The organism is Cupriavidus sp. AU9028, assembly GCF_019795295.1.
In the GTDB taxonomy this organism is placed as follows: Bacteria; Pseudomonadota; Gammaproteobacteria; order Burkholderiales; family Burkholderiaceae; genus Cupriavidus.
Window position 1 is genome coordinate 69839 of the sequence record NZ_JAIMCG010000015.1, and the last position, 25547, is coordinate 95385.

Sequence of the window (25547 nt, forward strand, 5' to 3'; positions counted from 1 at the left end):
GCTCCCCTCGCCCGCTTGAGGGAAAGAGCAATAACCGATCGCGCAACGACAACAAGGAACGAATCAACATGTCAGCCATTCTGCAATCGACAATGCCCCGCCTGGCGACGCTGGTCGCGGCGCTGGTGCTGGCCGGCTGCTCGCTGGCGCCCACCTATGAGGTGCCCGACGCTGGCGCCGCACCGGCCTACAAGGAAGCCGAAGCGGCCCAGGCCGAGGGCGCGCAATGGAAGGTGGCCACGCCGTCCGAGGGAGCGGCACGCGGGCAATGGTGGAAAGTGTTCGGCGACGCCGATCTCGACCGGCTCATCGACGCCGCCACCGCCGGCAACCAGGACCTCGCGGTCGCCGCGGCCCGAGTGCGGCAGGCACGCGCCTTCACCGGCGCTACCGAGGCGGACCTGTATCCGCAACTGAGCGTGGGCCTGGACCCGACCCGGACCCAGCCTTCCGCGGCATCGCTGGGGCTACCCGATGGCACGGCCGTCGCGCCGCGCACGGTGCTGCGTGCCCGGGCGATCGCCAGTTACGAGGTCGATCTGTTCGGCCGTGTCAGCGACAGCGTGCGCGCCGCCCGTGCCGAAGGCCAGGCCGAAGAGGAGCTGTACCGCTCCGTGCTGCTGGCACTGCAGGCGGACGTCGCGCAGTCGTATTTCGCGCTGCGCACGCTGGATGCGGAGCGGGAATTGCTGCGCGCCACCATTGCCTTGCGCGAGGACGCGCTGCGCCTGCTGCGCAAGCGCTACGATGCCGGCGAAACCACCGATCTCGATCCCGCCCGGGCCGAAGCGGAGCTCGGTACCGCGCGTGCCGACCTGGCCGACATCGAGCGCCGCCGCGCCAACCAGGAGCATGCGCTGGCCGTGCTGACCGGTGTCTCGCCGTCGCAGTTCGGCCTGAGCGCGCGCCCGCTCGATGTCCCGCTGGTGTCGATTCCCGCCGGCCTGCCGTCGGACCTGCTGGAGCGGCGCCCGGACATCGCCCAGGCCGAGCGGTTCATGGCCGCGGCCAACGCCCGCATCGGCGTGGCCAAGTCGGCCTTCTTCCCGCGTATCTCGCTGACGGGCGTCTTTGGCTTCGAGTCCAGCGAGCTGTCCAACCTGTTCCGCTGGTCCTCGCGCGCCTGGCTGCTCGGTCCGCTGATTGGCTCGACCATTGCGGCGCCGATTTTCGACGGCGGCCGCAATCGCGCCAATCTGGCCGGCGCGCGCGCCGCGCACGAGGAAACGGTGGCGCGCTATCGGCAAACAGTGCTGGTGGCGTTCCGCGAGGTCGAGGACGGCCTGGCCGATGTGCGCTGGCTCAGTCAGCAGGCTCGGGCACTGGACGAGGCGCTGGGCGGCGCGCGCCGTGCCGCACGCATCTCGCGCAGCCGCTACGACGCCGGCGCGGTCGACTATCTGACGGTGATCGATGCCGACCGCACGGTGTTGCAGTCGCAACGCGCGGCCAACCAGGTTGCCGGGCTGCGCGCGGCGGCGACGGTGTCGTTGGTGCGCAGTCTTGGCGGCGGCTGGGGTCCGGCCGGCGAGCCGGAATCGGCCGCCCGTGACGGCCGCTAGAGGGTACCGCCATCCCTGCCCTGCGCGGCCTGCTGACTTTCAACGTCGGCAGAGCCGCGTAACTCGCACGCTACACGGCGAACCAAGCCTTTCCTCCGTGTGTCAGAAGGGGAATGCCTCGGCCCCGAGATGGAGGTAAGCCAATGGACGCGCTCAGCCCAGAGGAACTACGCGATATCGAGCAGCGGCTGGACCGACTGGAAGCGGACCTGACCGGCCGCCTGCCCGGACTGAATCAGGAGGCGCCGGCTCCCGGGGAGGTACAGACCCGGGAAGTGGGCGACGAAGGCGACCGTGCCGAGTGGAACAACGAGAAAAGCGGCCACGGTGCGCTGCTCGCCCACTACCGCGGCCAGTTGCACGATATCGACGCGGCCCGCGAGCGGATTCGCTCGGGCAGCTTCGGCATCTGTGTCGATTGCGAGGAACCGATTCCGCTGGCGCGGCTGCAGGCCTATCCGGTCGCCGAGCGTTGTGCGCCCTGCCAGGAGCGCCACGAACGGCTCTATATGTCCCGCCGTCCCGAAATCGACGAGAGCTGAGCGGCCAGCCCGGGCTCACCCGGCAACCAGCCGGTGCTCGCCCTGGACGCCTGCTCCGGCCAGGTCCAGGCTGGCGAACAGGTCGGCCAGCGTCGGCACCGACCGCGCGGGCCAGATCGCACTGAGGTCGAACGTTGGCAGCGCCTGGCCATCGCGTACCTCGCAAAGCCGCACGCCGCGAAAGTCCATGGCGCGGATCCAGCTGGGCAGCAGTGCGACGCCGCAACCGCCAGCGACGCACGAGAGCACCGTCAGCGTCCGGTTCGCTTCCTGCGAGACCACCGCCTCGTGTCCGGCCTTGCGGATCGCATCGAGAATGCCCGCATGAAACGAGGGCAGTTGCGATTGCGGATACATGACCAGCCCGGCCTGGGCGATCTGCGCCAGCGACACCATCCCATCCGCTCCCACTTCGAACTCGTCGGGCACCGCTGCCAGCAGGCGGTCGCGCAGTAGCTGCCGCTCCCGCATCCGTCCGCCGACCGCGACCGGGGTGTGCATCAGGCCGATGTCGATCTCACCGGTCTGCAGCGCTTCGGCCTGCTCCGCATTGCTCATCTCGCGCAGCACCACGCGCACGCCCGGCGCGCGGCGGCGCAGCTCGCGCAGCGCGCGCGGCAACGTGTCGAATAGCGCCGACGACACCAGCCCCACGGTCAGTTGCCCGGCACTGCCGCGCGCGATCTCCTGGGCCCGGCGCGCCGCCGCATCGATCCGCGTGACGCTGGTCCGCACGTCCTCCAGGATCGCCAGCGCAGCCGGTGTGGGCGCCGCGCCGCGGCGCGACCGCTCGAACAGCCGCACCCCCAGTTCCTTCTCCATCCGGGACAGCGCGGTGCTCAGCGCGGGCTGGGCGATGCCCAGCCAGTCGGCGGCATGGCTGACGCTGCCGTGATCCACGACGGCGAGGAAGTAGCGCAGGTGCCGGGTTTCCATAACGAAGCGATATGAATATAGCGGGGCGGAAGAATACAAAACTATAGCGCCCGTTCCTAGAATCAAACGCCATATATGAAGGCGAAAACGACCGCTGTCGTTGCACGCCCGCCCTCCGGAGATGTTCCCTTGACGATGTTTCCCTCCCGCGACGAGACCGCCGCCGTCGTGGTCGACTCCCACGCTCACGTGTTCGAGCAGGGTCTCGCGCTGGCCGCCAACCGCCGCTACCGCCCCGATTACGACGCGCGCCTGCCGGACTACCTGGCCCAGCTGGACCAGCACGGCGTCACGCATGGCGTGCTGGTGCAACCGAGCTTCCTTGGGACCGACAACACCTATCTGATCGAAGCGCTGCGCCAGGCGCCACGACGGCTACGCGGCGTGGTGGTGATCGAGCCGGGCATCGAGCCGGTGCAATTGCAGCAGATGCACCGTGCAGGCGTCGCCGGCATGCGTCTGAACCTGGTCGGCCTGCCGGTCCCCGACCTGGCAAGTCCCGGCTGGCAGCGGCTGCTGGAACAGGTCAATGCGCTGGACTGGCATGTCGAGGTGCACATCCAGGCAGGCCGTCTGCAGGAAGTCGTGCCGATGTTGCTGGCTGCGGGATGCCGCGTGGTGGTGGACCACTTCGGCCGCCCGGACCCCGCGTTGGGCACCAATGACGCCGGGTTTCGTTATCTGATCGAACAGGCCGATAGCGGCCGTGTCTGGGTCAAGCTGTCCGCCGCCTATCGCATCTGGCCGCTCGCGCACTGCGCGAGAGCGCCGCGCGCGGCCGCGCGGCTGCTGCTGGAGGCGTTCGGTGCGCAGCGGCTGGTGTGGGGCAGCGACTGGCCACATACCCAGCATCCGGCCGTGTCGTACGGCCCGACGCGCCAGTGGATCGCCGACTGGATCGAAGATATCCCTCAAGTTTCGGCAATATTGACCGATACTTCACTGCAATTGTTTCACTTTGAGAGAGAAGTAGCATGACCGTGTTTTCCCTGTATCAGCAACTGTCGCGCCGTACGCGCAAGGCCATCGCCGGTGTGGCGCTGGCCGGTATCGCGGGTAGCGCGGCCGCGGCTTATCCCGAGAAGCCCATCATGCTGGTGGTGACGTATCCCCCCGGCGGCACCGTCGACGTGGTGGCGCGTCTTATCGCGCCGAAGCTGGGCGAAAAACTTGGCCAGACGGTGGTGATCGACAACCGCGGCGGCGCCGGCGGCATGATTGGCGGCGCGATGGTGGCGCGCGCCAAGCCGGACGGCTACACGCTGATGCTCGACGCCTCCAACCATGCGCAGAACCCGGCCATCCACAGCCGCATGCAGTTCGACACGCTGCGCGATTTCGCTCCGGTCTCGCTGCTGCTGCGCGTGCCCAACGCGCTGGTGGTCACGCCGTCCTATCCGGTCAAGTCGGTCCAGGAGCTGATCCAGAAGAGCAAGGCCGCCGGCGACAAGCAACCGATCTATTTCGCCTCCGCCGGCAACGGTTCGGCCCAGCATCTGGCTGGCGAACTGTTCAATTCGCTGGCCAAGACCAGGCTGGAGCACGTCGCCTACAAGGGCGGCGGTCCCGCGATGGTGGACGTGATGGCTGGGCAGGTGCCGGTGATGTTCGCCAGCATGGGCTCGGCATGGCCGCATATCAAGAGCGGCAAGCTGCGTCCGGTCGCGGTTGGCGGCAGCACGCGCTCGAAGGCCGCGCCCGAACTGCCGACCATCGCCGAGTCGGGCGTCGCCGGTTACGAGAGCTACGAGTGGAATGCGGTGTTCGCGCCGGCCGGCACGCCGCCCGCGATCCTGAACCAGGTCTCCGCCGCGCTGGCCGAGGTGCTGAAGGACCCGGCCGTGGTCAAGCACCTGGAAGGCTTCGGCGCCGAGATCATTGGTTCCAGCCCTGCTGAACTGGACAAGTTCCGCCGCGCGGAAATCGCCAAGTGGAAGAAGGTCGCCACGGAGGCCAAGCTGCAGCTGGACTGAGCAGGCCGATTGACCGTATCGACGGGTCCGTCGGCATGACGGACTCGTGCAGGACTGCTGAATAGAGAAGTGCGAGAGGCGGCGCCATGACGCTGCCCCGCCACGGCGGAGACGGTCCGCCCGCGCCATACCGGCGCCTTTACGATGGAGCAACGGGGTATGTTGAAGAATCTGAAGATAGCGAAGGCACTGCTCGCTGTTGTCGTGCTGTTCGTGCTGTACCAGGTGGTGCTTGGCATCCTGGGCTATTCGGCGATTGCGCGCCTGAACGACGACGTCTCGCTGCTGCATCGCACGGCAGTGCAGCAGGGCAACAACATCAACGAAGCATCGCTGTCGCTGGTCGCGGCGCGCACGGACATGAGCCGGTATTCCAGCCGTGTGGCGCAGGGCAGCGGCGACGACAAGAAGTCGCTGAACACGGCGCTGGCGCACCTTGAAAGGGCCGCCAGGAGCTTCTCGTCCTTCGAACAGGCACTGGCCGAGCAAGAGAAGGCCGACGCCGCGGCGCTGATCGCCGCCTACAAGACCTTCGACAGCAACCTGCGCGGCGTGGGGCGCGTGCTGGAGGCCGGCGATCTGGACGCCTACATGAAGCAGGGCACGCAAGGCGTGCAGGACCGCTTCATGAAGGAGCGCATCGCCTTCATGGAGCGCGCCGAAGCCAGCGGCCAGGCCGCGATGGACGACATCACTGCGCTGCACCGCGCGTTCGTCATCACCCTGATCGCGTTGCTCGCCGCGAGCCTGGTCGTCGCCGTCGTCGCCAACCAGATCGCACGCAGCTTCGTGGTGGTGCCGCTGCAGCGCGCCGGCGAACTGCTCAAGCGTATCGCAGGCGGTGACCTGACCAGCCGCATCGAGCCCGCCGGCACCAATGAGGTCGGCCAGCTGATCGCCTCGCTGAAGGACATGCAGGACAGCCTGACGCGCACCGTGACCGCCGTGCGGCAGGGCGTCGATGAAATCAACATCGGCGCCAGCGAAATCTCCTCCGGCAACGTCGACCTGTCCAGCCGCACGGAACAGCAGGCCGCCTCCCTGGAAGAGACCGCCGCGAGCATGGAAGAGCTGGCGTCCACCGTCAAGCAGAACGCCCACAGCGCGCGCGAAGCCAACGGCATGGCCAGCGCCGCGTCGGAAGTGGCGCATCGCGGCCATCAGGCCGTCGGCACGGTGGTGCAGTCGATGAACGAGATTGCCAGCAGCTCGTCGCGCATCGCCGAGATCGTCGGCGTGATCGACAGCATCGCGTTCCAGACCAACATCCTCGCACTGAATGCCGCCGTCGAAGCCGCACGCGCCGGCGAGCAGGGCAAGGGCTTCGCGGTCGTGGCCAGCGAAGTGCGCAGCCTCGCGCAACGCAGTGCGAGCGCCGCCCGCGAGATCAAGGAACTGATCGAGAGCTCCGTGCAGAAGGTCGTGGTGGGTTCCGACCAGGTCAGGACGGCCGGCAGCACCATGCAGGAAATTCTCGATGCCGTGGGCCGCGTCAGCGCCATCATCGGCGAGATCTCCTCGGCATCGGACGAGCAGGCGCGCGGCATCGAGCAAGTCAATGGCGCCGTGTCGCAGATGGACGGAGTCACCCAGCAGAACGCCGCGCTGGTCGAGGAAGCGGCTGCGGCAGCGTCCTCGCTGGAGTCGCAGGCGCGGCGCCTGGCCGAGGCGGTGGCGGTATTCCGGCTGCCGGACGCTGCGCAAACGGACACCCGCAGCGCACGCCGCGAGCCGGCGGGAGCGCTGCACCGGCTTGCCGCGGCGTGACGATGGCCTGACGCCCGCCGCCCGCCGCCCGCCGGTGGCCGGCAGCCGCCCGTCCGTGCCCGTTCCCGGGTGCGACGGGCGGTTTTTTCATGCCGCGTGCATGGCGGCCCCTCGGTGACGTGCGACGACGGCCCGTGCCCGACACATTTCAGGAAGCAGGGGCGAAGTCGCGCGGGATCTGCACCGTGAATACGGTCTCGTTCGGATCGGATCGAACCGCAATCGTTCCGTGATGGGCGTGAGCGATACAACGGCATATGTACAGCCCGAGCCCGACGCCCGATGAGGCGCGCCCGGGCGCGGGCGACGGATTGGCACGCGTCAGGGGATCGAACAGCGTGGGCAATGCGTCCGCCGGTATCGGCGGACCGGCGTTCGACACGGCAAGCACGATCTGGTCGGCCTCACCGGCCGCCTTCACCCGGATGCAGCCGTGACCGTACTGCACCGCGTTGGTCAGCAGGTTGACGATCAACTGGTTCATGCGGGCGGCGTCGCAAACGACGCGCAGCTCGCCCGTTGCCTCCATCTCGATCTGCGCGTCGGCGTTGGAGGCGCGGACCTCCTCCCCTGCGCCGTGACAGATCGCAGCCAGATCGTGCTCGCTGGGCTCGAGTGGCAACACGTCTCCGAGGCGCGTGCGAGCGAACACGAACAGATCGTCGATCAGCCATTTCAGCCGCTCGGCACTGCGCTGCAGATTGGCGCCCGCCCGCGCACTGCGCGCGGACAGGTGCTCGTCGCAGAGCACCACCTGTGCCGAATTCAATATCGCCGCCAATGGCGAGCGCATGTCGTGTGCGAGCACGCCGGCGAAGAGGTCGCGGATACGCTCCGTGGTCTGGGCAAACTGCCGCACCGACACCGCCACCATCTGGTCGACCGCTTCGTTGAAGCGAATCATTTCCTGCAACGCCTTGGCGTCGAGTTGACCGGTTCCCTGCCAGCGGCGCAACACGCTCGCGCGTAGCGCGCGATACTCGGCGACCAGGGCATTGATCTCGAAGCCGTGTGCCTGTCTGTCATCCGCGTGTTCGCGCCCGATGTGATTGAAGTCGGAATCGGCGCCCGACTTCTCACCATGCGACTTGGCGATCTGCTCTGCGTCCGTTTGCACGCCGCGCATGTTCGCCGCTATCCCCAGCAGAAGCTCCCGTGCGGAATTGCGCAACTGCGCATCGTCAAGATGGATGTCCTTCGGGCCGAGGGCGCGAGCATATTCGGTCCAGTCTTCAACCAGCCCATCCAGCTCTGCTTCAATGAAGTCGGACAGAGTCATAGGAATTTCGGTGCAAAGTGAGGATGCGATGCGCAGAGTGCGGGGCACGTGATCCGCGGTCTGCCCAGAGGCCGGATGGACGCTCGCCGGCGCCGAGTGGCCCATCCCGAACTGTAGTTGATCTGAGGCGGACGAAAAGTCACCGGCACCGATTTTCCGGTTCCTGGTGGCCGCCTGGCATTTGTTTGCGCAATGGTGCCAGCAATTCCTTCAAGCCGTTGTGATCCAGCTCATGCATCAACTCCAGCAGCCGGCCAATCTCCCCCTCGGGAAACCCCTCCCGCGCGAACCAGTTCAGATAATTGCCGGGCAGATCGGCAATACGGACGCCCTTGTACTTGCCGTACGGCATGCTGCGCGTCAGCAGCTTTTCGAGGTCTTCGGGTTGCATGGCGTGGGGCGAGGATAGCGAGTGTGGAGCCGGGATTATCACCCGTCCTTCATCCGCGCCAGCACGAAATCCACCCGCTCCGCGACGCCAGCGAGCGGAAGCTCGACCAGGGTATAGCCGCACTCCCGCCAGGCATCGGCCACTGCATGGAAGGTCCGCTGCGCTTCGTCGGGTGTCTGCTTGCGCTCGGCGTCGGTCCGGTAGATCTTCGGCCAGAACGGGGCGATGAACACCTCCCGCCGATAGCGGAACCGCCGCGCCGCGCGCCAGACGTGATCCGGCACCGGCAGTCCGCAAAGGCGCAGATACCCGATCACATCGGGCACACCCCGGTCGAACAGGACCAGGCCGGCACGGGCCAACCCCAGGCGATGCGAGCGCATCTCGAAGCCCAGCATCTGCTCGGCGAAGGCCGCGCGGTCCCGCCAGGGCAGCGCGGGCCCATCGATGGCGGTCTGGTCTCGGATCAACGCCCGGCCCGCTTCCTCGGAGCGGGCCAGTCCCCGTTCTGCCAGGGCATCGAGCAAGGTGGTCTTGCCCGATCCAGGGCCGCCGGTAAAGGCGATCAGCCGCGGTTCGAACTCGGCGTCGATGTCGCTCGGTTTGCTCATGGGATGGCTCCACGGTAGCGGCAATCGCGCTACTTCGATGTCGCGATGGGTGCGGTCAGCAGCGGGTAAGGGTTGATCGCCCCCGACGCGGTATAGATGCCGTAATGCAGATGGGGCGGCGTGCCGCGCGCGTTGCCGGTGTTGCCGACAAAGCCCAGCACGGTGCCGGGCATGACGCGGTCGCCGGGGGCGATATCGGCGTAGTCGTCCAGGTGGGCGTAGTAGTGCATCTGCCGGCCTGGCCCCATGACCCAGACGACCTTGCCGCCGAGGTTGTTGGTGCCGACGCGGGAGACGATGCCCTCGGTGGAAGACACCACTTCACGGCCTCTGGGCGCGAAGATATCGATGCCCTCGTGCTTGCGGCCGCCGGAGCGTGCGCCGTGCCAGGTGTCGCGCAGCGCGCGGACCGATACGCCGCTGACGGGAACCGGCAGGCTGGCCGGTGCGGCCATTGCCGCGAGGCGGCTCGCGTAGATCATGCGGTCGATGGCCGGATAGATGCGCGGCCAGGCCCACCACAGGGCAGCGGCCACGCCGACCCACCATAGCCAGCGAAACAGGCGTGCCATCGTCGCGCGTTTCCTCGGCCGTGGCGCTGGTTCAGCCGGCGCGCGTGGTGGCGATCGGCATGCCGGCCTGCAGGCTGCGGGTGACCGGCGTCTTGCCGGCGATGTCGAGCAGGCGTTCCCACTGCTCGTCCGACAGCGGTGCAGAGCAGCGCAGTGTCCTGTCGATGGTGGCGTTGCCGTCGCGGTCCTTGTGCAGCGTCAGTTCGACGGTGACCTCGCCGAGCTGCCACTCCTTGCGCGCGGCGTACATCCGCAGCGTGATGGCGGTGCAGGCGCCGAGGCCCGCCAGCACCAGATCGTAGGGCGCCGGCCCGGCATCTTCCCCGCCGGCGTGCTTCGGTTCATCGGCAACCAGCGTATGCGTGCCGGTGGTGACCTCGTGCCGATAGTCGGGACCGGCCGAGCGGACGGTGGCTTGCGCAATGGCGCTCATGGTTGTCTCCAGTGGGGGCTTGCAGATTGGAAGGGCGGCACCGGTGGAAGTTCTGGCGATGACCACCGGCGGTGCGGGGCAGGCGAGCGAGGGGAGGGGCCCGTGGCCAGTCAGCCGCGCTCCGGCGAGAATCCGTGGCGGCGGTGCCAGTCCGCCAACGATTCTTCGGGCCAGGTGGCGCAGTGCACATGCTGCCTGCCGCGCGGCACGTCGACCCATTCGGGCACCCACTTCAGCCCGGCCTCGACGGTTTCGGGCGGGCGGGGCAGCGGCGTGTCGATGGCCGAGGCATGCGGATGCACCAGCTCCGGATAGCGCGGGTCCCAGACCCACAGGGCGCTGCCGCACAACTGGCAGAAGTGGCGCTCGGCCGGCGAGCGCCAGGGGCGTTTGCCGGGCTCGCGCATGACGGCGTGGTACACGCCGATATGCTTGCGTCCGCGCACGCGCAACGAGCGCATATCGGCACCGATATTGATGGCGTATCCACCCGATCCGGCGGTCTTGCGGCAGATCGAGCAATGGCAATGCAGATAGGGGTAAGGCGAATCGGCGTTTACGGTGAAATGCACCGCGCCGCAATGGCACGAACCTTCCAGATGCATGGCATGCTCCCGGTGATTGCGCAGGGGAATTGCCATTGTGGCGAACTGGCCGGCAACGGGCAATCGGCGTCGGGATGACAGCGGCACGGAATGGTGGTCGCCAGATGGTGGACGCCAGAAGCGGCCGCAGCCGAAACCTGGGGGAGCAGGCAGAAAAAAACCCGCCGGGCGGACCTGGCGGGTTTTCTTTTTGGCGGAGTGGACGGGACTCGAACCCGCGACCCCCGGCGTGACAGGCCGGTATTCTAACCGACTGAACTACCACTCCGTGTCGGTTTGCCGTGCTCACCTGCCGGTGCGCACTGGCGCTGGACTGGCGGCATGACAGGCGATCTGCCTGGCAACTCCACCTGGTCCGGTCAAGCTGGCGTCCCCTAGGGGATTCGAACCCCTGTACTCACCGTGAAAGGGTGATGTCCTAGGCCTCTAGACGAAGGGGACCGGAACCGTTTCGCGCTGCATTGCGTTTTGCGTCGCGAGGGGCGCAACTATAACAGTGTTTTTTCTTGATGCAAAGCGTTTCGTCGCGGAAAGGCCGCGCCTGCCCGCGCGCATGCGATTGCCCTCCTCCGGAGGAACCAGCCGGCGCAGTGGATGCCTATGGCATCATTGGCAACGATTGAAAAAAGGAACGACATGGTGCACGACACGCACAGCAAGGTAATTGGCTATCTGCTCTGGATCTTCGGCTTTACCGGTTCGCACCGGTTTTATTACGGCAGGCCGGTGACCGGCACGATCTGGTTCCTGACGCTTGGCCTCTTCGGCATCGGCTGGCTGATCGACCTGTTCCTGATTCCCTCGATGGATCGCGCTGCCGACCGCCGCTATTCGCCCGGCCGGATCAATTACAACCTGACCTGGGTGCTGCTGACTTTCCTCGGCGTGTTCGGCGTGCATCGGATGTATATGGGCAAATGGCTGACCGGCCTGCTGTATCTGGTGACGGGCGGCTTCTTCGTGATCGGGGTGCTGTACGACTTCTGGACGCTGAACGACCAGGTCTCGGACAAGAACCGCGTGTTCAGCTGATTCCGGCAGCTCGCGCCGCTGAGGAGACGAGGGATGGCACGCAACGGGGCAGGGCCAGTCGGGCTGCGCGGTATCGCGCTGTTCGAGGCGGCCAAGGGCGTGGCGGTGCTGGTCGCGGGGGCGGGCATCGCGGCCTTCTGGCACCGCGATGCGCAGGCGTTCGCCGAGGCGATCGTGGCGCGTCTGCACCTGAATCCCGGCAGCAAGGTGCCCGGCATCTTCCTGTCCATCGCGTCCAATCCGGACGACCCGCGCCTGTGGGCGATCGGGGCTTCGGCGCTGGTCTACGTCGCCATGCGGCTTGCCGAGGCGTATGGCCTGTGGCACGACCGGACCTGGGCGCAGTGGCTCGGCGTTTGGTCGGGGGCCATCTACATCCCTCTGGAACTTTACGAAGCGGCGGTGCATCCGACCCTGTTGCATATCGGGCTGGCCATCGCGAACGCCGCCATCGTGGCCTATCTGGCTGCAAACCTGGCGCGGGAGCGGCGCGGCATGATGCGCGGCGCCGCGCGCCGGCACGAATAGTGCAAGGCACATCCGTCACATTCAATGGCGCGCTCGCGTCGCGGCCCGGCCGTGCTGCCCCTGCGCGGGAAGCCGGCCCTGCCCTGCGGCCCTGCCACGACGACCGCCCAAGCGAGGAACCGAATGCCCGCATCCGATGACCGACCCCGGCACTTTTCCATGATCCGCGAGCTGGCGCTCGCGGACGTCTTCACGCTCGCGAACGCGGCCTGCGGCATGGCCGGCGTGTTCTTCGCGATGTCGTATCTGGGAAGCGGTGCGCTGAACGAATTCCTGATCGCCGCAGCCTTCGCGCCAGCCGCTTTTTTCTTCGACGTGATCGACGGTCGCGTCGCCCGCTGGCGCCACGCGCATTCGGCGCTGGGCCGCGAGCTCGATTCGCTGGCGGACATCATCTCGTTCGGCGTCGCGCCGGCGGCGCTGGCCTATGCCGCCGGCATGCGCGGCGGCTGGGACTTGCTGGCGCTGATCTATTTCGTCTGCTGCGGGGTCAGCCGGCTGGCGCGCTTCAATGTCACGGCCGAGAGCCTGGCCGGCGACGCGAGCGGCAAGGTGCGCTACTTCGAGGGCACGCCGATTCCCACCAGCGTGGTGCTGACCGCCGTGCTGGCATGGTGCGCGTGGCAGCAACGGATCGGCGACGCGCTGCCGCTGGGCAGCTGGACGCTGGGCCCGGGCACGCTGCATCCGCTGGTGCTGTTGTTCGTGGTATCCGGCTCGCTGATGATCAGCAAGACGCTGCGGATTCCCAAGTTCTGACGGCAAGGGTGCCGCCGGCATCCTAGGGAAAACGCGGACTGGCGATCGGCGTCCTTTGCGGTGCAATGGAGCCAGGCGGTGCGAGGCCGGGTTCGGCCGCGCCTGCCGTGACCAACCGATCCCCATGAGCCACGTCGAGATTCCCATTCCGGTCGACACCATCGTCCGGCGGCGCAAGCGCGCCCAACCCAAAGGCAGGCAGGTGCAACCCGCCGCGCTGGCGCAGGTGCGCGCGGCGATCGAGGGCATGCCGCGCCGGCGCGATCTGCTGATCGAGTATCTGCATGCGCTGCAGGATCGCTTCGGCCAGCTGTCGCTGCCGCACCTGGCGGCGCTGGCGGCGGAAATGGGTCTGTCGCAGGCGCAGGTCTACGAGGTGGCGACCTTCTACCATCATTTCGACGTGGTCCGCGGTGAAGGGCTGGACGGGGAGGGCGAGCTGGCGTCGCCGCCCACCGTCACGGTGCGGGTTTGCGCCGGCATATCGTGCGAGCTGGCCGGCGCGAAGGACCTGTTGCAGCAGCTGCCGGAATGGCTGGCCACCGATGTGCGCGTCGTGGCGGCGCCCTGCATCGGCCGCTGCGAGCGGGCACCCGCGGTGCTGGTCGGCACCAATCCCGTGGCGCCGGCCACGCGGGAACGTGTGGTGCAGTGCGTGGCCAGCCAGGCCTGGCAGGAAGAACCGGGACCCTGGTTGCGCTACGACGCCTATCGCGAGGCCGGAGGGTATCGCACCGTCGCGGCGATCGCCGACGGAACGCTGCCGGTGGAGGAAGCCATCGCGGCGATGGAGCAGGCGGGCTTGCGCGGCCTGGGCGGCGCCGGCTTTCCCGCCGGGCGCAAATGGCGACTCGTGCGCAGCGAGCCGGCCCCGCGGCTGATGGCGGTCAATATCGACGAGGGCGAGCCGGGCACCTTCAAGGACCGCTTCTATCTCGAACGCGATCCACACCGCTTTCTGGAAGGAATGCTGATCGCCGCGCTGGCGGTGCAGGTCGATGCGATCTACCTGTATCTGCGCGACGAGTATGCCGGCTGTCGAACGATACTGACCGAGGCGCTGCGCGAGCTGCGCGAGCGCGCACCGGTGCCGCTGCCCGTCATCGAGCTGCGGCGCGGTGCGGGCGCCTACATCTGTGGCGAAGAGTCGGCGATGATCGAATCGATCGAAGGCAGGCGCGGCTGGCCGCGGTTGCGTCCCCCCTATGTCCCGCAGGTTGGCCTGTTCGGGCGCCCGACGCTGGAGCACAACTTCGAGACCCTGTACTGGGTGCGCGATATCCTCGAACAGGGGCCGGCGTGGTTCGCCGGGCATGGCCGCCATGGCCGCAAGGGGTTGCGTTCGTTCTCGGTATCGGGCCGCGTGAACCGGCCAGGGGTGCATCTCGCGCCCGCGGGCATCACCGCCCGCGAACTGATCGAGGAGTACTGCGGCGGCATGCTGGAGGGGCACCGCTTCTATGCGTATCTGCCAGGCGGCGCGTCCGGCGGCATCCTGCCGGCCGCGCTTGCCGATATTCCGCTGGACTTCGATACCTTGCAGCCGCATGGCTGCTTCATTGGCTCTGCCGCGATCGTCGTACTGTCGGATCATGACAGCGCCGTGGACGTGGCGCGCAACCTGATGGCGTTCTTCGCCGACGAGTCATGCGGCCAGTGCACGCCGTGCCGCGTCGGCACGGTCAGGATGCAGGCGCTGATCGCCGCGCCGCGCTGGGACCTCGATATGCTGGCGGACCTGTCGGCGGTCATGCGCGACGCCTCCATCTGCGGCCTGGGTCAGGCGGCGCCCAATCCTGTCGATTGCGTGATTCGCTATTTTCCCCACGAATTGACGCAGGCCGCTCCTGCCGCCCGATCATGAACGCCCTGACCCGCGCCCGTGCGCTCGCCGCCGCCGAGGACGGCGCCACCGTTCGCTTCGAACTGGACGGCCGCGCCGTCGCTGCCAGGCCCGGCGAGACGCTGCTGCAGGTGGCCCGGCGCGAGGGCATCGCGCTGCCGCATCTGTGCTATCAGGATGGACCGGACCCGGCCGGCAACTGCCGGGCCTGCATGGTCGAGATCGACGGCGAGCGCACGCTGGCGCCGTCCTGCTGCCGCTATCCGGCCGAAGGGATGGCCGTGCATACCGCCTCGCCACGCGCCCGGCATGCCCAGCGCATGGTGCTGGAACTGCTGCAGGCGGACATGCCCGAGGCCGACTACACGCGCCACAACGAGCTGGACGACTGGAGCGTGCAGTTTGCCGCAGGCGCACCTTCCTTCCCGCCGCGCTTCGCGCCACGTCCCGCGCCTGCCGCCGACCTTTCTCATCCGGCCATCGCCGTCCATATGGACGCCTGCATCCAGTGCACGCGGTGCGTGCGCGCGTGCCGGGACGAGCAGGCCAACGACGTGATCGGTATCGCGTATCGCGGCGGCCAGGCGGCGATCGTCTTCGATATGGGCGATCCGATGGGCGCGTCCACCTGCGTCGCGTGCGGCGAGTGCGTGCAGGCGTGCCCCACCGGTGCGCTGGCGCCGGCGCGCGATGCGGCGATGGTCGAGCCCGAGCGCAAGGTCGAGTCGGTCTGCCCCTACTGTGGCGTGGGCTGCCAGCTGACCTATCACGTCCGCGACAACCGCATCCTCTTCGTCGAAGGCCGCGACGGGCCGGCCAACCGCGGCAGGCTTTGCGTCAAGGGCCGCTATGGCTTCGACTACGCCGCCCATCCGCAACGGCTGACGGTGCCGCTGGTGCGGCGCGAGGGCGTGCCAAAGCGCGCCGACGTGGAAATGGACCCGGCGCGGGTGATGGAGGTGTTCCGCGAGGCCAGTTGGGAGGAGGCGCTGGAGCGGGCGTCGCAAGGTCTTGCGCGCATTCGCGACATCCATGGCAAGCGCGCGCTGGCCGGATTCGGCTCCGCCAAGGGCAGCAACGAGGAAGCCTATCTGTTCCAGAAGCTGGTGCGTACCGGATTCGGCAGCAACAACGTCGACCATTGCACGCGGCTGTGCCACGCGTCGTCGGTGGCGGCGCTGCTGGAAGGCATTGGCTCCGGCGCGGTCTCCAATCCCGTGATCGACGTGGCGCAGGCGGAGGTGGTGCTGCTGATCGGTGCCAACCCCACCGTAAACCATCCGGTCGCCGCCACCTGGATCAAGAACGCGGTGCGCAACGGCACGAAGCTGATCGTCGCCGATCCCAGGCGCTCGGACCTGGCCCGCTTCGCCCATCGCTTCCTGCAGTTCCAGGCCGACACCGATGTCGCGCTGCTCAACGCGATGATGCATGTGATCGTGAAGGAAGGGCTGGTGGACCGCGGCTTCATCGACGCGCGCACCATCGGCTATGCCGAGCTGGAGCGCAACGTCGCGGCGTACAGCCCGGAGGCGATGGCGCCGGTTTGCGGCATCGACGCGGACACCATCCGCGAGGTGGCGCGGCTCTATGCCACGGCGCGCAGCGCGATGATCCTGTGGGGCATGGGCGTGTCGCAGCATGTGCACGGCACCGACAATGCCCGCTGCCTGATCGCGCTGGCGCTGATGACCGGGCAGATCGGCCGGCCCGGCACCGGTTTGCATCCGCTGCGCGGGCAGAACAACGTACAGGGCGCGTCCGACGCGGGGCTGATCCCGATGATGTATCCGGACTACCGCCGCGTCGACGATGCGGACGCGGCGGCGCGTTTTGAAGCGCTGTGGGGCACGCCGCTGGACCGCAGCCCGGGGCTGACGGTGGTCGAGGTAATGGACGCGATCTGCCGCGGCGAGGTGCGCGGCATGTACATCATGGGCGAGAACCCGGCGATGTCCGATCCCGATGCCGGTCATGCGCGTGAAGCGCTCGCGGCGCTGGACCACCTGGTGGTGCAGGACATCTTCCTGACCGAGACCGCCTGCCTTGCGGACGTCGTGCTGCCGGCCTCCGCTTTCCCGGAAAAGACCGGCACCTTCACCAATACCGATCGCACCGTGCAGCTGGGCCGGCAGGCCGTCGATCCGCCGGGGCAGGCGCGCCAGGATATCTGGATCCTCCAGCAGATGGCGGCGGGACTAGGACTCGACTGGCCTTATACGTGCGTGCGCGACGTGTTCGAGGAGATGCGCGCGGCGATGCCGAGCATTGCCGGCATCGACTGGGAGCGGCTGGAGCGCGAGCATGCGGTGACCTATCCCTGCCGCCACGAAGGCGATCCCGGCGAACCGGTGATCTTCACCGAGCGATTCCCGACCGCCAGCGGCCGTGCGCGCTTCGTTCCCGCCGATATCGTTCCGGCCGCCGAGCGCCCCGACCACGACTATCCGACCGTGCTGATCACCGGCCGGCAACTGGAGCACTGGCATACCGGCAGCATGACGCGGCGCGCGGGCGTCCTCGATGCGCTCGAACCGGACCCGGTCGCGCTGGTCCATCCGCTGGACCTGGCTGACCTTGGCGGCAGGCCCGGCGACATCGTCACGCTGCAATCGCGGCGGGGCGAAGTGTCGCTCTACGCGCGGGCAGACGATGGCACGCCGCGCGGCGCGGTGTTCGTGCCGTTCTGCTACTACGAGGCCGCCATCAACAAGCTGACCAACCCCGCGCTCGATCCCTTCGGCAAGATTCCCGAGTTCAAGTACTGCGCGGTGCGGATGACGCTGGGCGGACCCGAGCCGGTGCAGTCCAGCTATGGGGGAGGGCAGGTGCTGGGGCGCGCCCAGCCGGCATAACGCAGGGGGCTTCAGGGCGGCAGCAGCGCTGCCCGCGCGCTCGCCGCTACCTGCCGCGTCAGTCCTTCCAGCAGCGCCGAGGCGACACGCGCCTGCTGCCAGTACAGCGGCACGTCCAGCGGCGCACCGGGCACCAGTTCCACCAGCGAGCCGTCCTGCAGATGCGGCGCGATCAGCGCCTGCGGATGCAGGCCCCATCCCATTCCGCCCAGCGCGGCGCTGACGAATGCGTGCGAGGATGGCACGGTATGCCGCGGCAGGTCGACGTGCCGATGGCAGTGCCGACGGGCCCACCGATCCTGCAGCTGGTCCTTGGCGTTGAACACGAGGCTCGGTGCCCGCGCCAGGCTGCCGGCGCCAACGCCATCGGGAAAATGGCGGGCGATGAAGGCGGGGCTGGCGGCCGCCAGATAGCGCATTGCTCCCAGCGGCCTGCTGTTGCATCCGGGCGCCGGCCGGGCGGTGGCGGTGACCGCAGCCAGCGCCGCGCCGCTGCGCAGCCATTCCGTGGTGTGATCCTGATCGTCGATCAGCACCTCCATCAGCACCGGCGCGTCGGCGCCGAAGGTGGCCAGCGCGGGCGCGAACCAGGTGGCAAGGCTGTCGGCATTGACGGCGATGGGCAGCGGCACCCGCGCCGGCCCTTCGGGCGCCAGCGCCGGCATGGTGTCCTGCAGTTCCTGCTCCAGCCGCCGTACGCGGTCCAGATGCTGGCACAGGCGGCGGCCGGCTTCCGTGGCGCGGCAGGGCTGCTCCCGCACGACCAGCGCACAGCCAATGCGCTCTTCGAGCAGGCGGATCCGCTGCGAGACCGCGGACGGCGTCACGTTGAGCACGCGGGCCGCACGTTCGAAGCTGCCCTCGCGCACCACCGCCGCCAGTGCATGCAGCCCGGGGTAGTCGAGCATGGTTCAGTATTTCTAATGTGGAATAAGAAAGAATAGTTTGTCTTCATCGAGCGGGACAGGCAAGCTGGCGGGCATGTCGACCTTGTCCTTCTCCTCGTCCCCCTCGTTGGCTGTCGCGGCGCTGAGCCAGGGGTTGGCCCTCGGCCTTGGCCTGATCGTCGCCATTGGCGCACAGAACGCCTTTGTGCTGCGACAGGGGCTGCGCCGCGAACATGTGGGCAGCGTGGTGCTGTTTTGCGCGGTGGCCGACGGGCTGCTGATCGCCGCCGGCGTCGCTGGCATGGCGCGCGCCCTCGGGGAGCAACCCGCATTGGCGCGCGGCCTCGCGTTGGCAGGGGCGGCCTTCCTTGCGCTGTACGGCGTGCGAGCGTTGCGTCGGGCCCGCCAACCGGGGCGATTGCAGCCGGGCGCGTCGGCCGGGGCGCTAGGTAGGGGGGCGGCGATGGCGCAGGCTGCGGCCTTCACCTTGCTGAATCCGCATGTCTACCTGGACACCGTGCTGCTGGTTGGCAGCATCGGCGCGCAGCAGCCGGTGGCGCTGCAGGGCTGGTTCGTGGCGGGCGCCAGCATGGCAAGCCTCGGCTGGTTTGCCGCGCTGGGGTATGGGGCCCGCTGGCTCGCGCCGTGGTTCGCGCGGCCGGGGGCGTGGCGGATGCTGGATTCGCTGGTGGGACTGACGATGCTGGTGCTCGCCGGACTGCTGCTGCGTCGCGCCGTGATCGGGTTCTGACAGGCGCGCGGCGTGCATCGCGGCCCTGACGACGACTGCGATGCCGCTACGAGGGGACCAGCATGAAGGCCGCTGGCGAGGCTTATGCCCGGGAAGCCGCCTCTCCCGGCGCCGCCTGCTGCCGCAGCAGATACTTCATCACCTTGCCGGTGGGCGTGCGCGGCAACGCCTGCACCAGCTGCAGCCGCCGCGGAACCTTGTATTTCGCCAGCCGTTCCTGGCAGAACGCCTGCACTTCTTCCAGCGTGACGCTGGCCGGCTCTCGCGGCACGACGATGGCGGTCACGCTCTCGCCCCATTCGGGGTGCGGCACGCCGATCACCGCCACCTCGGACACCGATGGGTGCGCCGCCAGGACGTCCTCCACCTCCTTCGAATAGACGTTCTCGCCGCCGGTGACGATCATGTCCTTGAGCCGGTCGACGATGAACAGGTAGCCGTCCTCATCGACCCTGGCCAGATCGCCGCTGCGATACCAGCCGCGGTGGAACGCCGCCTCGGTGGCGGCGGGGTCGCGATAGTAGCCCTGCATCATCGACTGGCAGCGCATCCAGATCTCGCCGATCTCTCCCGGTCCCGCTTCACGCTCGGGGCCGGCCATGACCCGGACGGTGCAACCGCTGACGGCGTGCCGGCCGATGGAGCCGGCCTTCGACACCTGTTCGTGCGGCAGCAGCGCGGTGCCGGTCGGACCGGTCTCGGTCATGCCGAAGACCTGATAGAACTGTCCCGAGCGATAACGCTCGGAGAGCAGGCGCGCCGTGGCTGCGTCGATGGGGCCGCCGCCGTACAGCCATACCCGCATGCTGGACAGGTCGTAGTCCGCGAAATCGGGCACTGTCTTCAGCGCCAGCAGATAGGCGATCGGCGCACCGAAGAACAGCGTGCAGCGATGCTGCTGTACTGCTTTCACGAAGTGTGCCGGGTGGAACTCCGGCAGCAGCACCACGGTGCCACCGACGAAGAGAGTGCCGACCAGCAGGTTGTTCAACGGAAAGCTGTGCCATACCGGCATGGCGATCAGCACGCGGTCCTGCGGCCCCAGGCCGTAGACCAGGCTGGAGCCGGTGCCGGCGAGCAGGATGTTGGCGTGGGAGTGCATGCAGCCCTTGGGACGGCCGGTGGTGCCCGAGGTGTACATCAACTCGGCGAGATCGTCGGCTTGCACTTCGGCGCCGGCGGGTGCGGGTGCGGATGCCTCGATGCCCGACAGGTCGATGGCGGGCAGCGCGTCGCTGCCGCCGCCATGGAGTGCGAATGCCTGGGGCGCGCCTTCGATCGGCCGGTACAGGTCCGAATCGACCAGCCACAGGCGGCTCTCGCTATGGGCGAGGATGTAGCCGGTCTCGGGCGCGGCGAGCTTGTGGTTGACCGGCACGGCCACCGCACCGAGGTCGAGCACCGCGTAGTAGGCGACGACCCAGGCGGCGGTATTCCTGCCCTGCAGGGCGACCTTGTCGCCCTTGCCGATGCCGCGCAGCCGCAACCACGCCGCCATCGTCGCCACGCGCTGGCGCAGTTCTCCATAGTCGATACGCTGGTCCCCGTCGATCACTGCGAGCTGCCGGGGCTGCTGCATGGCGACGCTTTCCAGCACCTGGTTGATGGTCCACACCATGGTCTCCTCCTTGGCCTCGAGGCCGGTTGTTCTGGATGGTGCTACCTCTGAGAAAAGCTCGGGGTCAGGCGTGCAACGCTTCGCTCTGGACGGGCGAGGCGGCGAAGCCGAGGGCAAGTGCGTCGCACGGCTGCGCGCCGAGTCCGTCGATCCGGGGCGGCACCAGCCCATCGGCGGCGAACAACTCCGCCGCGGCGAGCCCGCTGGCATCGTTCTTCACGCGCAGCCGCCACTCGGCCGCTTCGGCAAGCAGCGCCGCCTGGCAGGTGCGGGCCATGCCCCACGCCAGCCGCCGCCCCTGCCGTTCGTCGGGCGCGTTGATCAGCGGAATCAGGGTGTCCAGTGCCGCTTCGATGCGCTGCCGTAACGGGCGCGTGACGTCGAGCGCGAGGGTGCGCAGCCGCTGCACCACATCCTCGATCCACGCCTCGCCGTGCTCCGGGGCGCGAAGTGCGCGCAGCACGTCATGCGCGAGTACGGAGGTAGTGCCTTCCCAGATGCAGTGCACGTGCAGGTTGCGGAAGACGCGCGGCAAGCCGGTGTCCTCGACGTAGCCCGCGCCGCCGAAGCTCTCGAGCAGTTCGGAGCCGGCCCACACGGCCTGACGGGCGCAGGCGAGCTTGGTCAGCGGCGCCATGATCCGCGACAGCGTCGGGTCGGCGCCATGCTCGGCGGCGCCGACCAGACCCGCGGTGTGGAAGTTCAGCGCCAGCATCGCTTCGTATTCGGCGCAGATTCGCGCGAGCCAGGCGCGATGCATCGGCTGCTCGGCCAGCGGCTTGCCGAAGACTTCGCGCTTGGGCGCGTAGCCGCGCGCCAGATCGAGCAGGTGGCCGACGCCGGCCGGGCCGCCCCAGGACGCCCACAGCCGCGCGATGTTCAGCAGGCCGCCCAGCTTGCCCACACCTGCACCGATCTCGCCGACCGGCACGGCGATGGCGCCGCGCAGATCGATCTCCGCGGTGGGCAGCGCGCGCGTGCCCAGCTTGTCCTTGAGCCGGCGCACTTCGATGCCGTTCCAGCTGCCGTCCGCCTTGCGCAGCTCGAGCAGGAACAGCGACAGCCCGCGGCTGCCCGGGCCGGCGCCCTCGGGGCGCGCAAGCGCGAGGGCCATCTGACCGGTCGTGGCGGACGTGAACCACTTGGTGCCGTGCAGCGACCAGCGGCCATCGGGCAGCCGGCGTGCAACAGTGGAACTGCGCCCGACATCGGAGCCGCCTTCCTTTTCGGTCATCCACTGGCCAGAGGTCCATGCGTTCCGGCGCGTCGTCAGCAACGGCACGTAGCGGTCGGCCAGTTGACGGTCGTGCTGCAGCAGCGTGCGCGCGGCACCGTCGGTCATCACCAGCGGGCAATCGGCGACGGCGCTGGCGGGGTCGTACAGGTTGACGAGGCCAGCCTGCACGACGCGGGTGTGTTCGCCGTAGGGAGCCTCATAGGGGAGCGCGACCAGCCCTTCCTGCTGGCCGATCTGGACCAGCCGCGTCCAGGCCGGGTCGACCTGCACCGTATCGACACGGCGGCCCCAGGCGTCGTAAGGGACGTGCTGCGGCGGATTGCATTCGGCCTGCTCGGCCAGCGGCATCAGTTCGTCGAGCACGCGCTCGCCCATCCGGTCCAGCATCGGCGCGGCATCGGCGAACACCTCGGCGGGCAGCAGCCGCTCCAGCGTCAGACGCAGCGTGGGATCGGTGCGAAAGCGGTTGGTGGGCTGCGGTGGCTCCTGATGGAAGGCGGGCGCGCCGCCGCACGGGTCGTCATGCATGTCGTCTCCTTGTTCGCCGGGTTGTCGTGGCCGTGCTGCTGTCGCTTGTCTCGACCTTGTCGCCGGGCACGGGGCCGAGCGAGCGCACGCAGAACGCCGTCAGCGCCTGGACGAGTCCGGCGTCGGCGCCGCGGCGCGTCGGCGTGCTGAGCGGCCCGACCAGTGTTTCGGCGATCGCGCCGACGATGGCGGTGCCCGCGACTCTGGATGGCTGCGGCGCGATCTCGCCGCTGTCGATGCCTTCGTCGATCAGCCGGGCGAAGATCGCGCGGTAGGGCTCGCGAAACTGCAGGCGCGCCGCCTCGATTACCGGATCGACCGGCTCGGCCAGCAGCGCCCACGCCAGCTGGCGTCCGCGCAGCGCGCGCGTGGCGAAGGTCGAGACGACATTGGCGAGCCGCTCTCGCACGGTCCCTCCGGTTGCCGCGGCCGCCTCGCAGGCATCGATCTCCATCTGCGCGGCGCGCCGGAATACTTCGTTGAACAGGTCCGCCTTGGTGTCGAAGTGCCGGTAGATGAGGCCGGCGGAAATATCGACCTCGGCCGCGATGGCCGGAATGCTCGCGGCGGCATAGCCGCCGCTGGCGACCAGGCCGAGGGCGGATTGAATGATCCGCTCCCGGGTTTCGGCGAGGCGGGCTTCCATTTTGGGCGTGCGACGGTAGGGCATGGAAAGAGTATCCACGCATTCATTTCTTCGTGCAAGGTTGGGTTTTCCGGTATAGATTGATGGAGGACCAACGATGAAGAGGGTACCCGCGATGCGCTTCGATCCTGTGGAGGTTTGCGATGCCATCACCCGCTAGCGTGTTCGTGGTCGACCGCGATCGGGTGGCGTCGACCGAACTGTCACGCGGCCCCTGGCATCCGTCGGCACAGCACGGCGGGGCGCCGGCAGCGCTGCTGGCGGCGATGGCGCAACGGGCGATGCCGGCTGGAGAAGGGTGGCTCATGACACGACTGACCGTCGAGTTTCCCCGGCCAGTGCCGGTGGCACCGCTGCAAGTCGAGCTCGACGTGCAGCCCGGCGGGTCGGTTCGCCGTGTCGCGCTTGCGTTGCGTCATGGCGACGAGGTGGTGGCGCGCGCCATTGCGCTCTTTGTGCGCGAGCGCACGATCGATCTGGCGGCGTCGCGGGCGGGCGTGCGGTTGCGGCCGCCGCGGCTATGTACCGATCCCATCCGGATTCCCGGCATGGCGGAGCAGACGTCGTTTCACTACGAGGCCATGGAGAGCCGAGTGGCGGCGGGAGAAGTGGGCGCGCCGGGACCGGCAGCGGCATGGTTTCGCTTCCGCGTCCCGCTGGTGGAGGGCTGGCAGACGCCGCCTTGTGCGCGCGCCGCGGCGGCAGCCGATTTCGCCAATGGCATCAGCTGGACGATACCGCTGGAGCGGTACCTGTTCGCCAATGCCGACCTGACGGTGTATCTGCATCGGCAGCCGCGCGGCGAATGGGTGGGGGTGGACGCGGAGACCATCGTCGGCGACAACGGAGTCGGGCTGACGCGCTCGACGCTGCATGACGAGGATGGGCCGATCGGCTTCGCGCACCAGACGCTGGTGATCAAGCCGAAGGGTGCTTGACCACCTTGCGGCGGGGGCGGCGTCCTTGCCCTCTCCCCGGCCCTCTCCCGCAAGCGGGAGAGGGAGAACACCCATCGCAGTCCAGAGGGTTGCTCCCCTCGCCCGCTTGCGGGAGAGGGGCCGGGGGAGAGGGCCTCGGGCACCGGACGTGCCGCCGCCGCCCCGCCAATTACACCAGCGTCAGCGTGACGTCGATGTTGCCGCGCGTGGCGTTCGAGTAAGGGCATACCACGTGCGCCTTGTCGACCAGCGCCTGTGCCTGCGCACGGTCGATGCCGGGAATCGACACCTGCAGTTCGACTTCGATGCCGAAACCGGTGGGAATGGCGCCGATGCCGACATTGCCCGTCACGCTGGTCTCCGCCGGCAGCGCGACCTTCTCGCGGCCGGCCACATACTTGAGCGCGCCGAGGAAGCAGGCCGAGTAACCGGCGGCGAACAGCTGCTCGGGGTTGGTGCCATTGCCGCCCGCGCCGCCGAGTTCGCGCGGCGTGCTCAGCTGGATGTCCAGCACGTTGTCCGACGAAACGGCACGGCCGTCACGGCCGCCGGTTGCCTTGGCCTGGGCGCGGTAGAGGACTTTTTCGATCGACATGACAAGCTCCTTGTGAATTGAGGTTTAGGGGTACGTCGGGTACTGCAAGGTTGCCGCATGGACAAGACAGGGACCCTGCAGCCACCCGCCTTGTTCCGTGGTTGCCTTTCCATCGAGCGCGAGTGAATCGCGCGCGATATATCTACTGCGGTTCGACGCGGGCAGTGTGTTGGCCCAGCGTCGGTTCAATCCACGCCGGCCCGGGCAATCGTGGCGCTGACGCGATCGAGCTGCTGCTTCAGGCTGGTCAGCTCTTCCATGCTGCAGGCGGATGCGCACAGCACCGATTCCGGGATATCGGCGGCCTCTGCCTGCAAGGCACGACCGCTGCGCGTAAGACTGATGATCACCTGACGCTCGTCATTGCTGGCCCGCTCCCGGGTCAGCCATTGCTGCGCTTCCATCCGCTTGAGCAGGGGCGTCAACGTGGCCGAGTCCAGATTCAGGCGCGTGCCGATTTCCGTGACCGTCAGTCCATCCTTCTCCCATAGCACCATCATCACCAGATACTGCGGATAGGTCAGCCCGAGCGGCCGCAACAGCTTGCGGTACAGCTTGTTCAGCGCCAGCGATGCCGAGTAGACCGAGAAGCAGAATTGCCGGTCCAGCAGCAGGGCGGACGAGAAATCGGGTCGGGATTGCGGCTTGGCTTTCATGTG

General features: G+C 68.3%; 25 protein-coding genes and 2 tRNA genes. 12 read left to right on the forward strand and 15 right to left on the reverse strand.

Annotation, left to right across the window (positions count from 1 at the left end):
• The first annotated feature begins 68 nt into the window (after positions 1–68).
• Together K6V06_RS16285 and K6V06_RS16290 are read left to right on the forward strand one after the other, a co-directional pair.
• Positions 69–1562, forward strand: a complete 1494-nt coding sequence (locus tag K6V06_RS16285) for an efflux transporter outer membrane subunit (RefSeq protein ID WP_222245066.1) — start codon at positions 69–71, stop codon at positions 1560–1562.
• A 143-nt stretch (positions 1563–1705) separates the two neighbouring features.
• Positions 1706–2104: a TraR/DksA family transcriptional regulator gene (locus K6V06_RS16290; protein ID WP_222245067.1), complete on the forward strand. Its 399-nt coding sequence runs from the start codon at positions 1706–1708 to the stop codon at positions 2102–2104.
• A gap of 15 nt (positions 2105–2119) precedes the next feature.
• Here K6V06_RS16290 and K6V06_RS16295 read toward each other — a convergent pair whose 3' ends face one another.
• Positions 2120–3040: a LysR family transcriptional regulator gene (locus K6V06_RS16295; RefSeq protein ID WP_222245069.1), complete on the reverse strand. Its 921-nt coding sequence runs from the start codon at positions 3038–3040 to the stop codon at positions 2120–2122.
• 135 nt (positions 3041–3175) lie between these two features.
• On the opposite strand from K6V06_RS16295, the gene K6V06_RS16300 reads away from it, so the two are divergent.
• From K6V06_RS16300 to K6V06_RS20835, 3 genes are all read left to right on the forward strand, one after another.
• The gene (locus K6V06_RS16300; RefSeq protein WP_222245148.1) at positions 3176–4018 is read left to right on the forward strand and encodes an amidohydrolase; all 843 of its coding nucleotides are present in this window, start codon (positions 3176–3178) and stop codon (positions 4016–4018) included.
• Positions 4015–5013 carry a tripartite tricarboxylate transporter substrate binding protein gene (locus K6V06_RS16305; RefSeq protein ID WP_222245071.1) on the forward strand — a complete coding sequence of 333 codons (999 nt, stop codon included), beginning with the start codon at positions 4015–4017 and terminating at the stop codon, positions 5011–5013. The genes K6V06_RS16300 and K6V06_RS16305 overlap by 4 nt, the downstream gene beginning before the upstream one ends.
• 159 nt (positions 5014–5172) lie before the next feature.
• Positions 5173–6780 (forward strand): methyl-accepting chemotaxis protein, encoded by a 1608-nt coding sequence (locus K6V06_RS20835; RefSeq protein WP_222245073.1) that lies wholly within the window; start codon positions 5173–5175, stop codon positions 6778–6780.
• Between the two features lie 148 nt (positions 6781–6928).
• Here the strand turns inward: K6V06_RS20835 and K6V06_RS16315 are convergent, their stop codons facing one another.
• From K6V06_RS16315 to K6V06_RS16350, 8 genes are all read right to left on the reverse strand, one after another.
• Complete coding sequence (locus tag K6V06_RS16315; protein WP_222245075.1) at positions 6929–8059, reverse strand: sensor histidine kinase; 1131 nt, start codon at positions 8057–8059, stop codon at positions 6929–6931.
• A gap of 139 nt (positions 8060–8198) precedes the next feature.
• Positions 8199–8450, reverse strand: coding sequence for a DUF3820 family protein (locus K6V06_RS16320; RefSeq protein WP_222245077.1), 252 nt, complete (start codon positions 8448–8450; stop codon positions 8199–8201).
• A 38-nt stretch (positions 8451–8488) separates the two neighbouring features.
• Positions 8489–9085 (reverse strand): AAA family ATPase, encoded by a 597-nt coding sequence (locus K6V06_RS16325; RefSeq protein WP_370637484.1) that lies wholly within the window; start codon positions 9083–9085, stop codon positions 8489–8491.
• Between the two features lie 5 nt (positions 9086–9090).
• Positions 9091–9633: a M23 family metallopeptidase gene (locus K6V06_RS16330; RefSeq protein WP_222245081.1), complete on the reverse strand. Its 543-nt coding sequence runs from the start codon at positions 9631–9633 to the stop codon at positions 9091–9093.
• Between the two features lie 31 nt (positions 9634–9664).
• Complete coding sequence (locus tag K6V06_RS16335; RefSeq protein WP_222245083.1) at positions 9665–10066, reverse strand: OsmC family protein; 402 nt, start codon at positions 10064–10066, stop codon at positions 9665–9667.
• Between the two features lie 110 nt (positions 10067–10176).
• Entirely contained in the window at positions 10177–10671 is a 495-nt protein-coding gene (locus K6V06_RS16340) for a GFA family protein (RefSeq protein WP_222245085.1), read from the reverse strand.
• Between the two features lie 191 nt (positions 10672–10862).
• Positions 10863–10939: transfer RNA gene (locus K6V06_RS16345), tRNA-Asp, on the reverse strand.
• 97 nt (positions 10940–11036) lie between these two features.
• A tRNA-Glu gene (locus K6V06_RS16350) sits at positions 11037–11112 on the reverse strand.
• 195 nt (positions 11113–11307) lie between these two features.
• Here K6V06_RS16350 and K6V06_RS16355 point away from each other — a divergent pair.
• From K6V06_RS16355 to fdhF, 5 genes are all read left to right on the forward strand, one after another.
• Complete coding sequence (locus K6V06_RS16355; protein WP_222245087.1) at positions 11308–11703, forward strand: TM2 domain-containing protein; 396 nt, start codon at positions 11308–11310, stop codon at positions 11701–11703.
• A gap of 33 nt (positions 11704–11736) precedes the next feature.
• Positions 11737–12231 (forward strand): DUF2127 domain-containing protein, encoded by a 495-nt coding sequence (locus K6V06_RS16360; RefSeq protein ID WP_222245089.1) that lies wholly within the window; start codon positions 11737–11739, stop codon positions 12229–12231.
• A 123-nt stretch (positions 12232–12354) separates the two neighbouring features.
• Positions 12355–12990 carry a phosphatidylcholine/phosphatidylserine synthase gene (locus K6V06_RS16365; protein WP_255581891.1) on the forward strand — a complete coding sequence of 212 codons (636 nt, stop codon included), beginning with the start codon at positions 12355–12357 and terminating at the stop codon, positions 12988–12990.
• 124 nt (positions 12991–13114) lie between these two features.
• Positions 13115–14854, forward strand: a complete 1740-nt coding sequence (locus K6V06_RS16370) for an NADH-ubiquinone oxidoreductase-F iron-sulfur binding region domain-containing protein (RefSeq protein ID WP_222245091.1) — start codon at positions 13115–13117, stop codon at positions 14852–14854.
• Positions 14851–17688, forward strand: coding sequence for a formate dehydrogenase subunit alpha (gene fdhF, locus K6V06_RS16375; protein WP_222245093.1), 2838 nt, complete (start codon positions 14851–14853; stop codon positions 17686–17688). The genes K6V06_RS16370 and fdhF overlap by 4 nt, the downstream gene beginning before the upstream one ends.
• 11 nt (positions 17689–17699) lie before the next feature.
• On the opposite strand, the gene K6V06_RS16380 is transcribed toward fdhF, so the two are convergent.
• The gene (locus K6V06_RS16380; RefSeq protein ID WP_222245095.1) at positions 17700–18596 is read right to left on the reverse strand and encodes a LysR family transcriptional regulator ArgP; all 897 of its coding nucleotides are present in this window, start codon (positions 18594–18596) and stop codon (positions 17700–17702) included.
• A gap of 73 nt (positions 18597–18669) precedes the next feature.
• On the opposite strand from K6V06_RS16380, the gene K6V06_RS16385 reads away from it, so the two are divergent.
• A complete protein-coding gene (locus K6V06_RS16385; protein WP_222245097.1) occupies positions 18670–19326 on the forward strand; it encodes a LysE/ArgO family amino acid transporter in 657 nt (218 codons plus the stop codon).
• An 82-nt stretch (positions 19327–19408) separates the two neighbouring features.
• On the opposite strand, the gene K6V06_RS16390 is transcribed toward K6V06_RS16385, so the two are convergent.
• From K6V06_RS16390 to K6V06_RS16400, 3 genes are all read right to left on the reverse strand, one after another.
• Entirely contained in the window at positions 19409–20944 is a 1536-nt protein-coding gene (locus K6V06_RS16390; protein WP_255581892.1) for a class I adenylate-forming enzyme family protein, read from the reverse strand.
• Between the two features lie 64 nt (positions 20945–21008).
• Positions 21009–22709: an acyl-CoA dehydrogenase family protein gene (locus K6V06_RS16395; protein WP_222245100.1), complete on the reverse strand. Its 1701-nt coding sequence runs from the start codon at positions 22707–22709 to the stop codon at positions 21009–21011.
• Positions 22702–23505, reverse strand: coding sequence for a TetR/AcrR family transcriptional regulator (locus K6V06_RS16400; protein WP_255581893.1), 804 nt, complete (start codon positions 23503–23505; stop codon positions 22702–22704). Before K6V06_RS16400 ends, K6V06_RS16395 begins: the two co-directional genes overlap by 8 nt.
• Here K6V06_RS16400 and K6V06_RS16405 point away from each other — a divergent pair.
• The gene (locus K6V06_RS16405; protein ID WP_222245102.1) at positions 23499–24293 is read left to right on the forward strand and encodes a thioesterase family protein; all 795 of its coding nucleotides are present in this window, start codon (positions 23499–23501) and stop codon (positions 24291–24293) included. The genes K6V06_RS16400 and K6V06_RS16405 overlap by 7 nt on opposite strands.
• Before the next feature lie 169 nt (positions 24294–24462).
• Here K6V06_RS16405 and K6V06_RS16410 read toward each other — a convergent pair whose 3' ends face one another.
• Both K6V06_RS16410 and K6V06_RS16415 read right to left on the reverse strand, forming a co-directional pair.
• Positions 24463–24888: an organic hydroperoxide resistance protein gene (locus tag K6V06_RS16410; RefSeq protein ID WP_222245104.1), complete on the reverse strand. Its 426-nt coding sequence runs from the start codon at positions 24886–24888 to the stop codon at positions 24463–24465.
• A 185-nt stretch (positions 24889–25073) separates the two neighbouring features.
• Positions 25074–25544, reverse strand: coding sequence for a MarR family winged helix-turn-helix transcriptional regulator (locus tag K6V06_RS16415; protein WP_222245107.1), 471 nt, complete (start codon positions 25542–25544; stop codon positions 25074–25076).
• Between the last annotated feature and the right edge of the window lie 3 nt (positions 25545–25547).

Excerpts from the sequence above, each read along its gene's own strand:
- K6V06_RS16295 (WP_222245069.1), bottom strand. The coding sequence starts at position 3,040 with ATGGAAACCCGGCACCTGCGCTACTTCCTCGCCGTCGTGGATCACGGC.
- K6V06_RS16395 (WP_222245100.1), bottom strand. The coding sequence starts at position 22,709 with ATGCATGACGACCCGTGCGGCGGCGCGCCCGCCTTCCATCAGGAGCCA.
- K6V06_RS16380 (WP_222245095.1), bottom strand. The coding sequence starts at position 18,596 with ATGCTCGACTACCCCGGGCTGCATGCACTGGCGGCGGTGGTGCGCGAG.
- K6V06_RS20835 (WP_222245073.1), top strand. The coding sequence starts at position 5,173 with ATGTTGAAGAATCTGAAGATAGCGAAGGCACTGCTCGCTGTTGTCGTG.
- K6V06_RS16340 (WP_222245085.1), bottom strand. The coding sequence starts at position 10,671 with ATGCATCTGGAAGGTTCGTGCCATTGCGGCGCGGTGCATTTCACCGTA.
- fdhF (WP_222245093.1), top strand. The coding sequence starts at position 14,851 with ATGAACGCCCTGACCCGCGCCCGTGCGCTCGCCGCCGCCGAGGACGGC.
- K6V06_RS16410 (WP_222245104.1), bottom strand. The coding sequence starts at position 24,888 with ATGTCGATCGAAAAAGTCCTCTACCGCGCCCAGGCCAAGGCAACCGGC.
- K6V06_RS16390 (WP_255581892.1), bottom strand. The coding sequence starts at position 20,944 with ATGGTGTGGACCATCAACCAGGTGCTGGAAAGCGTCGCCATGCAGCAG.
- K6V06_RS16365 (WP_255581891.1), top strand. The coding sequence starts at position 12,355 with ATGCCCGCATCCGATGACCGACCCCGGCACTTTTCCATGATCCGCGAG.
- K6V06_RS16400 (WP_255581893.1), bottom strand. The coding sequence starts at position 23,505 with ATGGCATCGCAAACCTCCACAGGATCGAAGCGCATCGCGGGTACCCTC.
- K6V06_RS16415 (WP_222245107.1), bottom strand. The coding sequence starts at position 25,544 with ATGAAAGCCAAGCCGCAATCCCGACCCGATTTCTCGTCCGCCCTGCTG.
- K6V06_RS16385 (WP_222245097.1), top strand. The coding sequence starts at position 18,670 with ATGTCGACCTTGTCCTTCTCCTCGTCCCCCTCGTTGGCTGTCGCGGCG.
- K6V06_RS16330 (WP_222245081.1), bottom strand. The coding sequence starts at position 9,633 with ATGGCACGCCTGTTTCGCTGGCTATGGTGGGTCGGCGTGGCCGCTGCC.
- K6V06_RS16320 (WP_222245077.1), bottom strand. The coding sequence starts at position 8,450 with ATGCAACCCGAAGACCTCGAAAAGCTGCTGACGCGCAGCATGCCGTAC.
- K6V06_RS16305 (WP_222245071.1), top strand. The coding sequence starts at position 4,015 with ATGACCGTGTTTTCCCTGTATCAGCAACTGTCGCGCCGTACGCGCAAG.
- K6V06_RS16360 (WP_222245089.1), top strand. The coding sequence starts at position 11,737 with ATGGCACGCAACGGGGCAGGGCCAGTCGGGCTGCGCGGTATCGCGCTG.
- K6V06_RS16285 (WP_222245066.1), top strand. The coding sequence starts at position 69 with ATGTCAGCCATTCTGCAATCGACAATGCCCCGCCTGGCGACGCTGGTC.
- K6V06_RS16315 (WP_222245075.1), bottom strand. The coding sequence starts at position 8,059 with ATGACTCTGTCCGACTTCATTGAAGCAGAGCTGGATGGGCTGGTTGAA.
- K6V06_RS16355 (WP_222245087.1), top strand. The coding sequence starts at position 11,308 with ATGGTGCACGACACGCACAGCAAGGTAATTGGCTATCTGCTCTGGATC.
- K6V06_RS16290 (WP_222245067.1), top strand. The coding sequence starts at position 1,706 with ATGGACGCGCTCAGCCCAGAGGAACTACGCGATATCGAGCAGCGGCTG.
- K6V06_RS16300 (WP_222245148.1), top strand. The coding sequence starts at position 3,176 with ATGTTTCCCTCCCGCGACGAGACCGCCGCCGTCGTGGTCGACTCCCAC.
- K6V06_RS16370 (WP_222245091.1), top strand. The coding sequence starts at position 13,115 with ATGAGCCACGTCGAGATTCCCATTCCGGTCGACACCATCGTCCGGCGG.
- K6V06_RS16335 (WP_222245083.1), bottom strand. The coding sequence starts at position 10,066 with ATGAGCGCCATTGCGCAAGCCACCGTCCGCTCGGCCGGTCCCGACTAT.
- K6V06_RS16405 (WP_222245102.1), top strand. The coding sequence starts at position 23,499 with ATGCCATCACCCGCTAGCGTGTTCGTGGTCGACCGCGATCGGGTGGCG.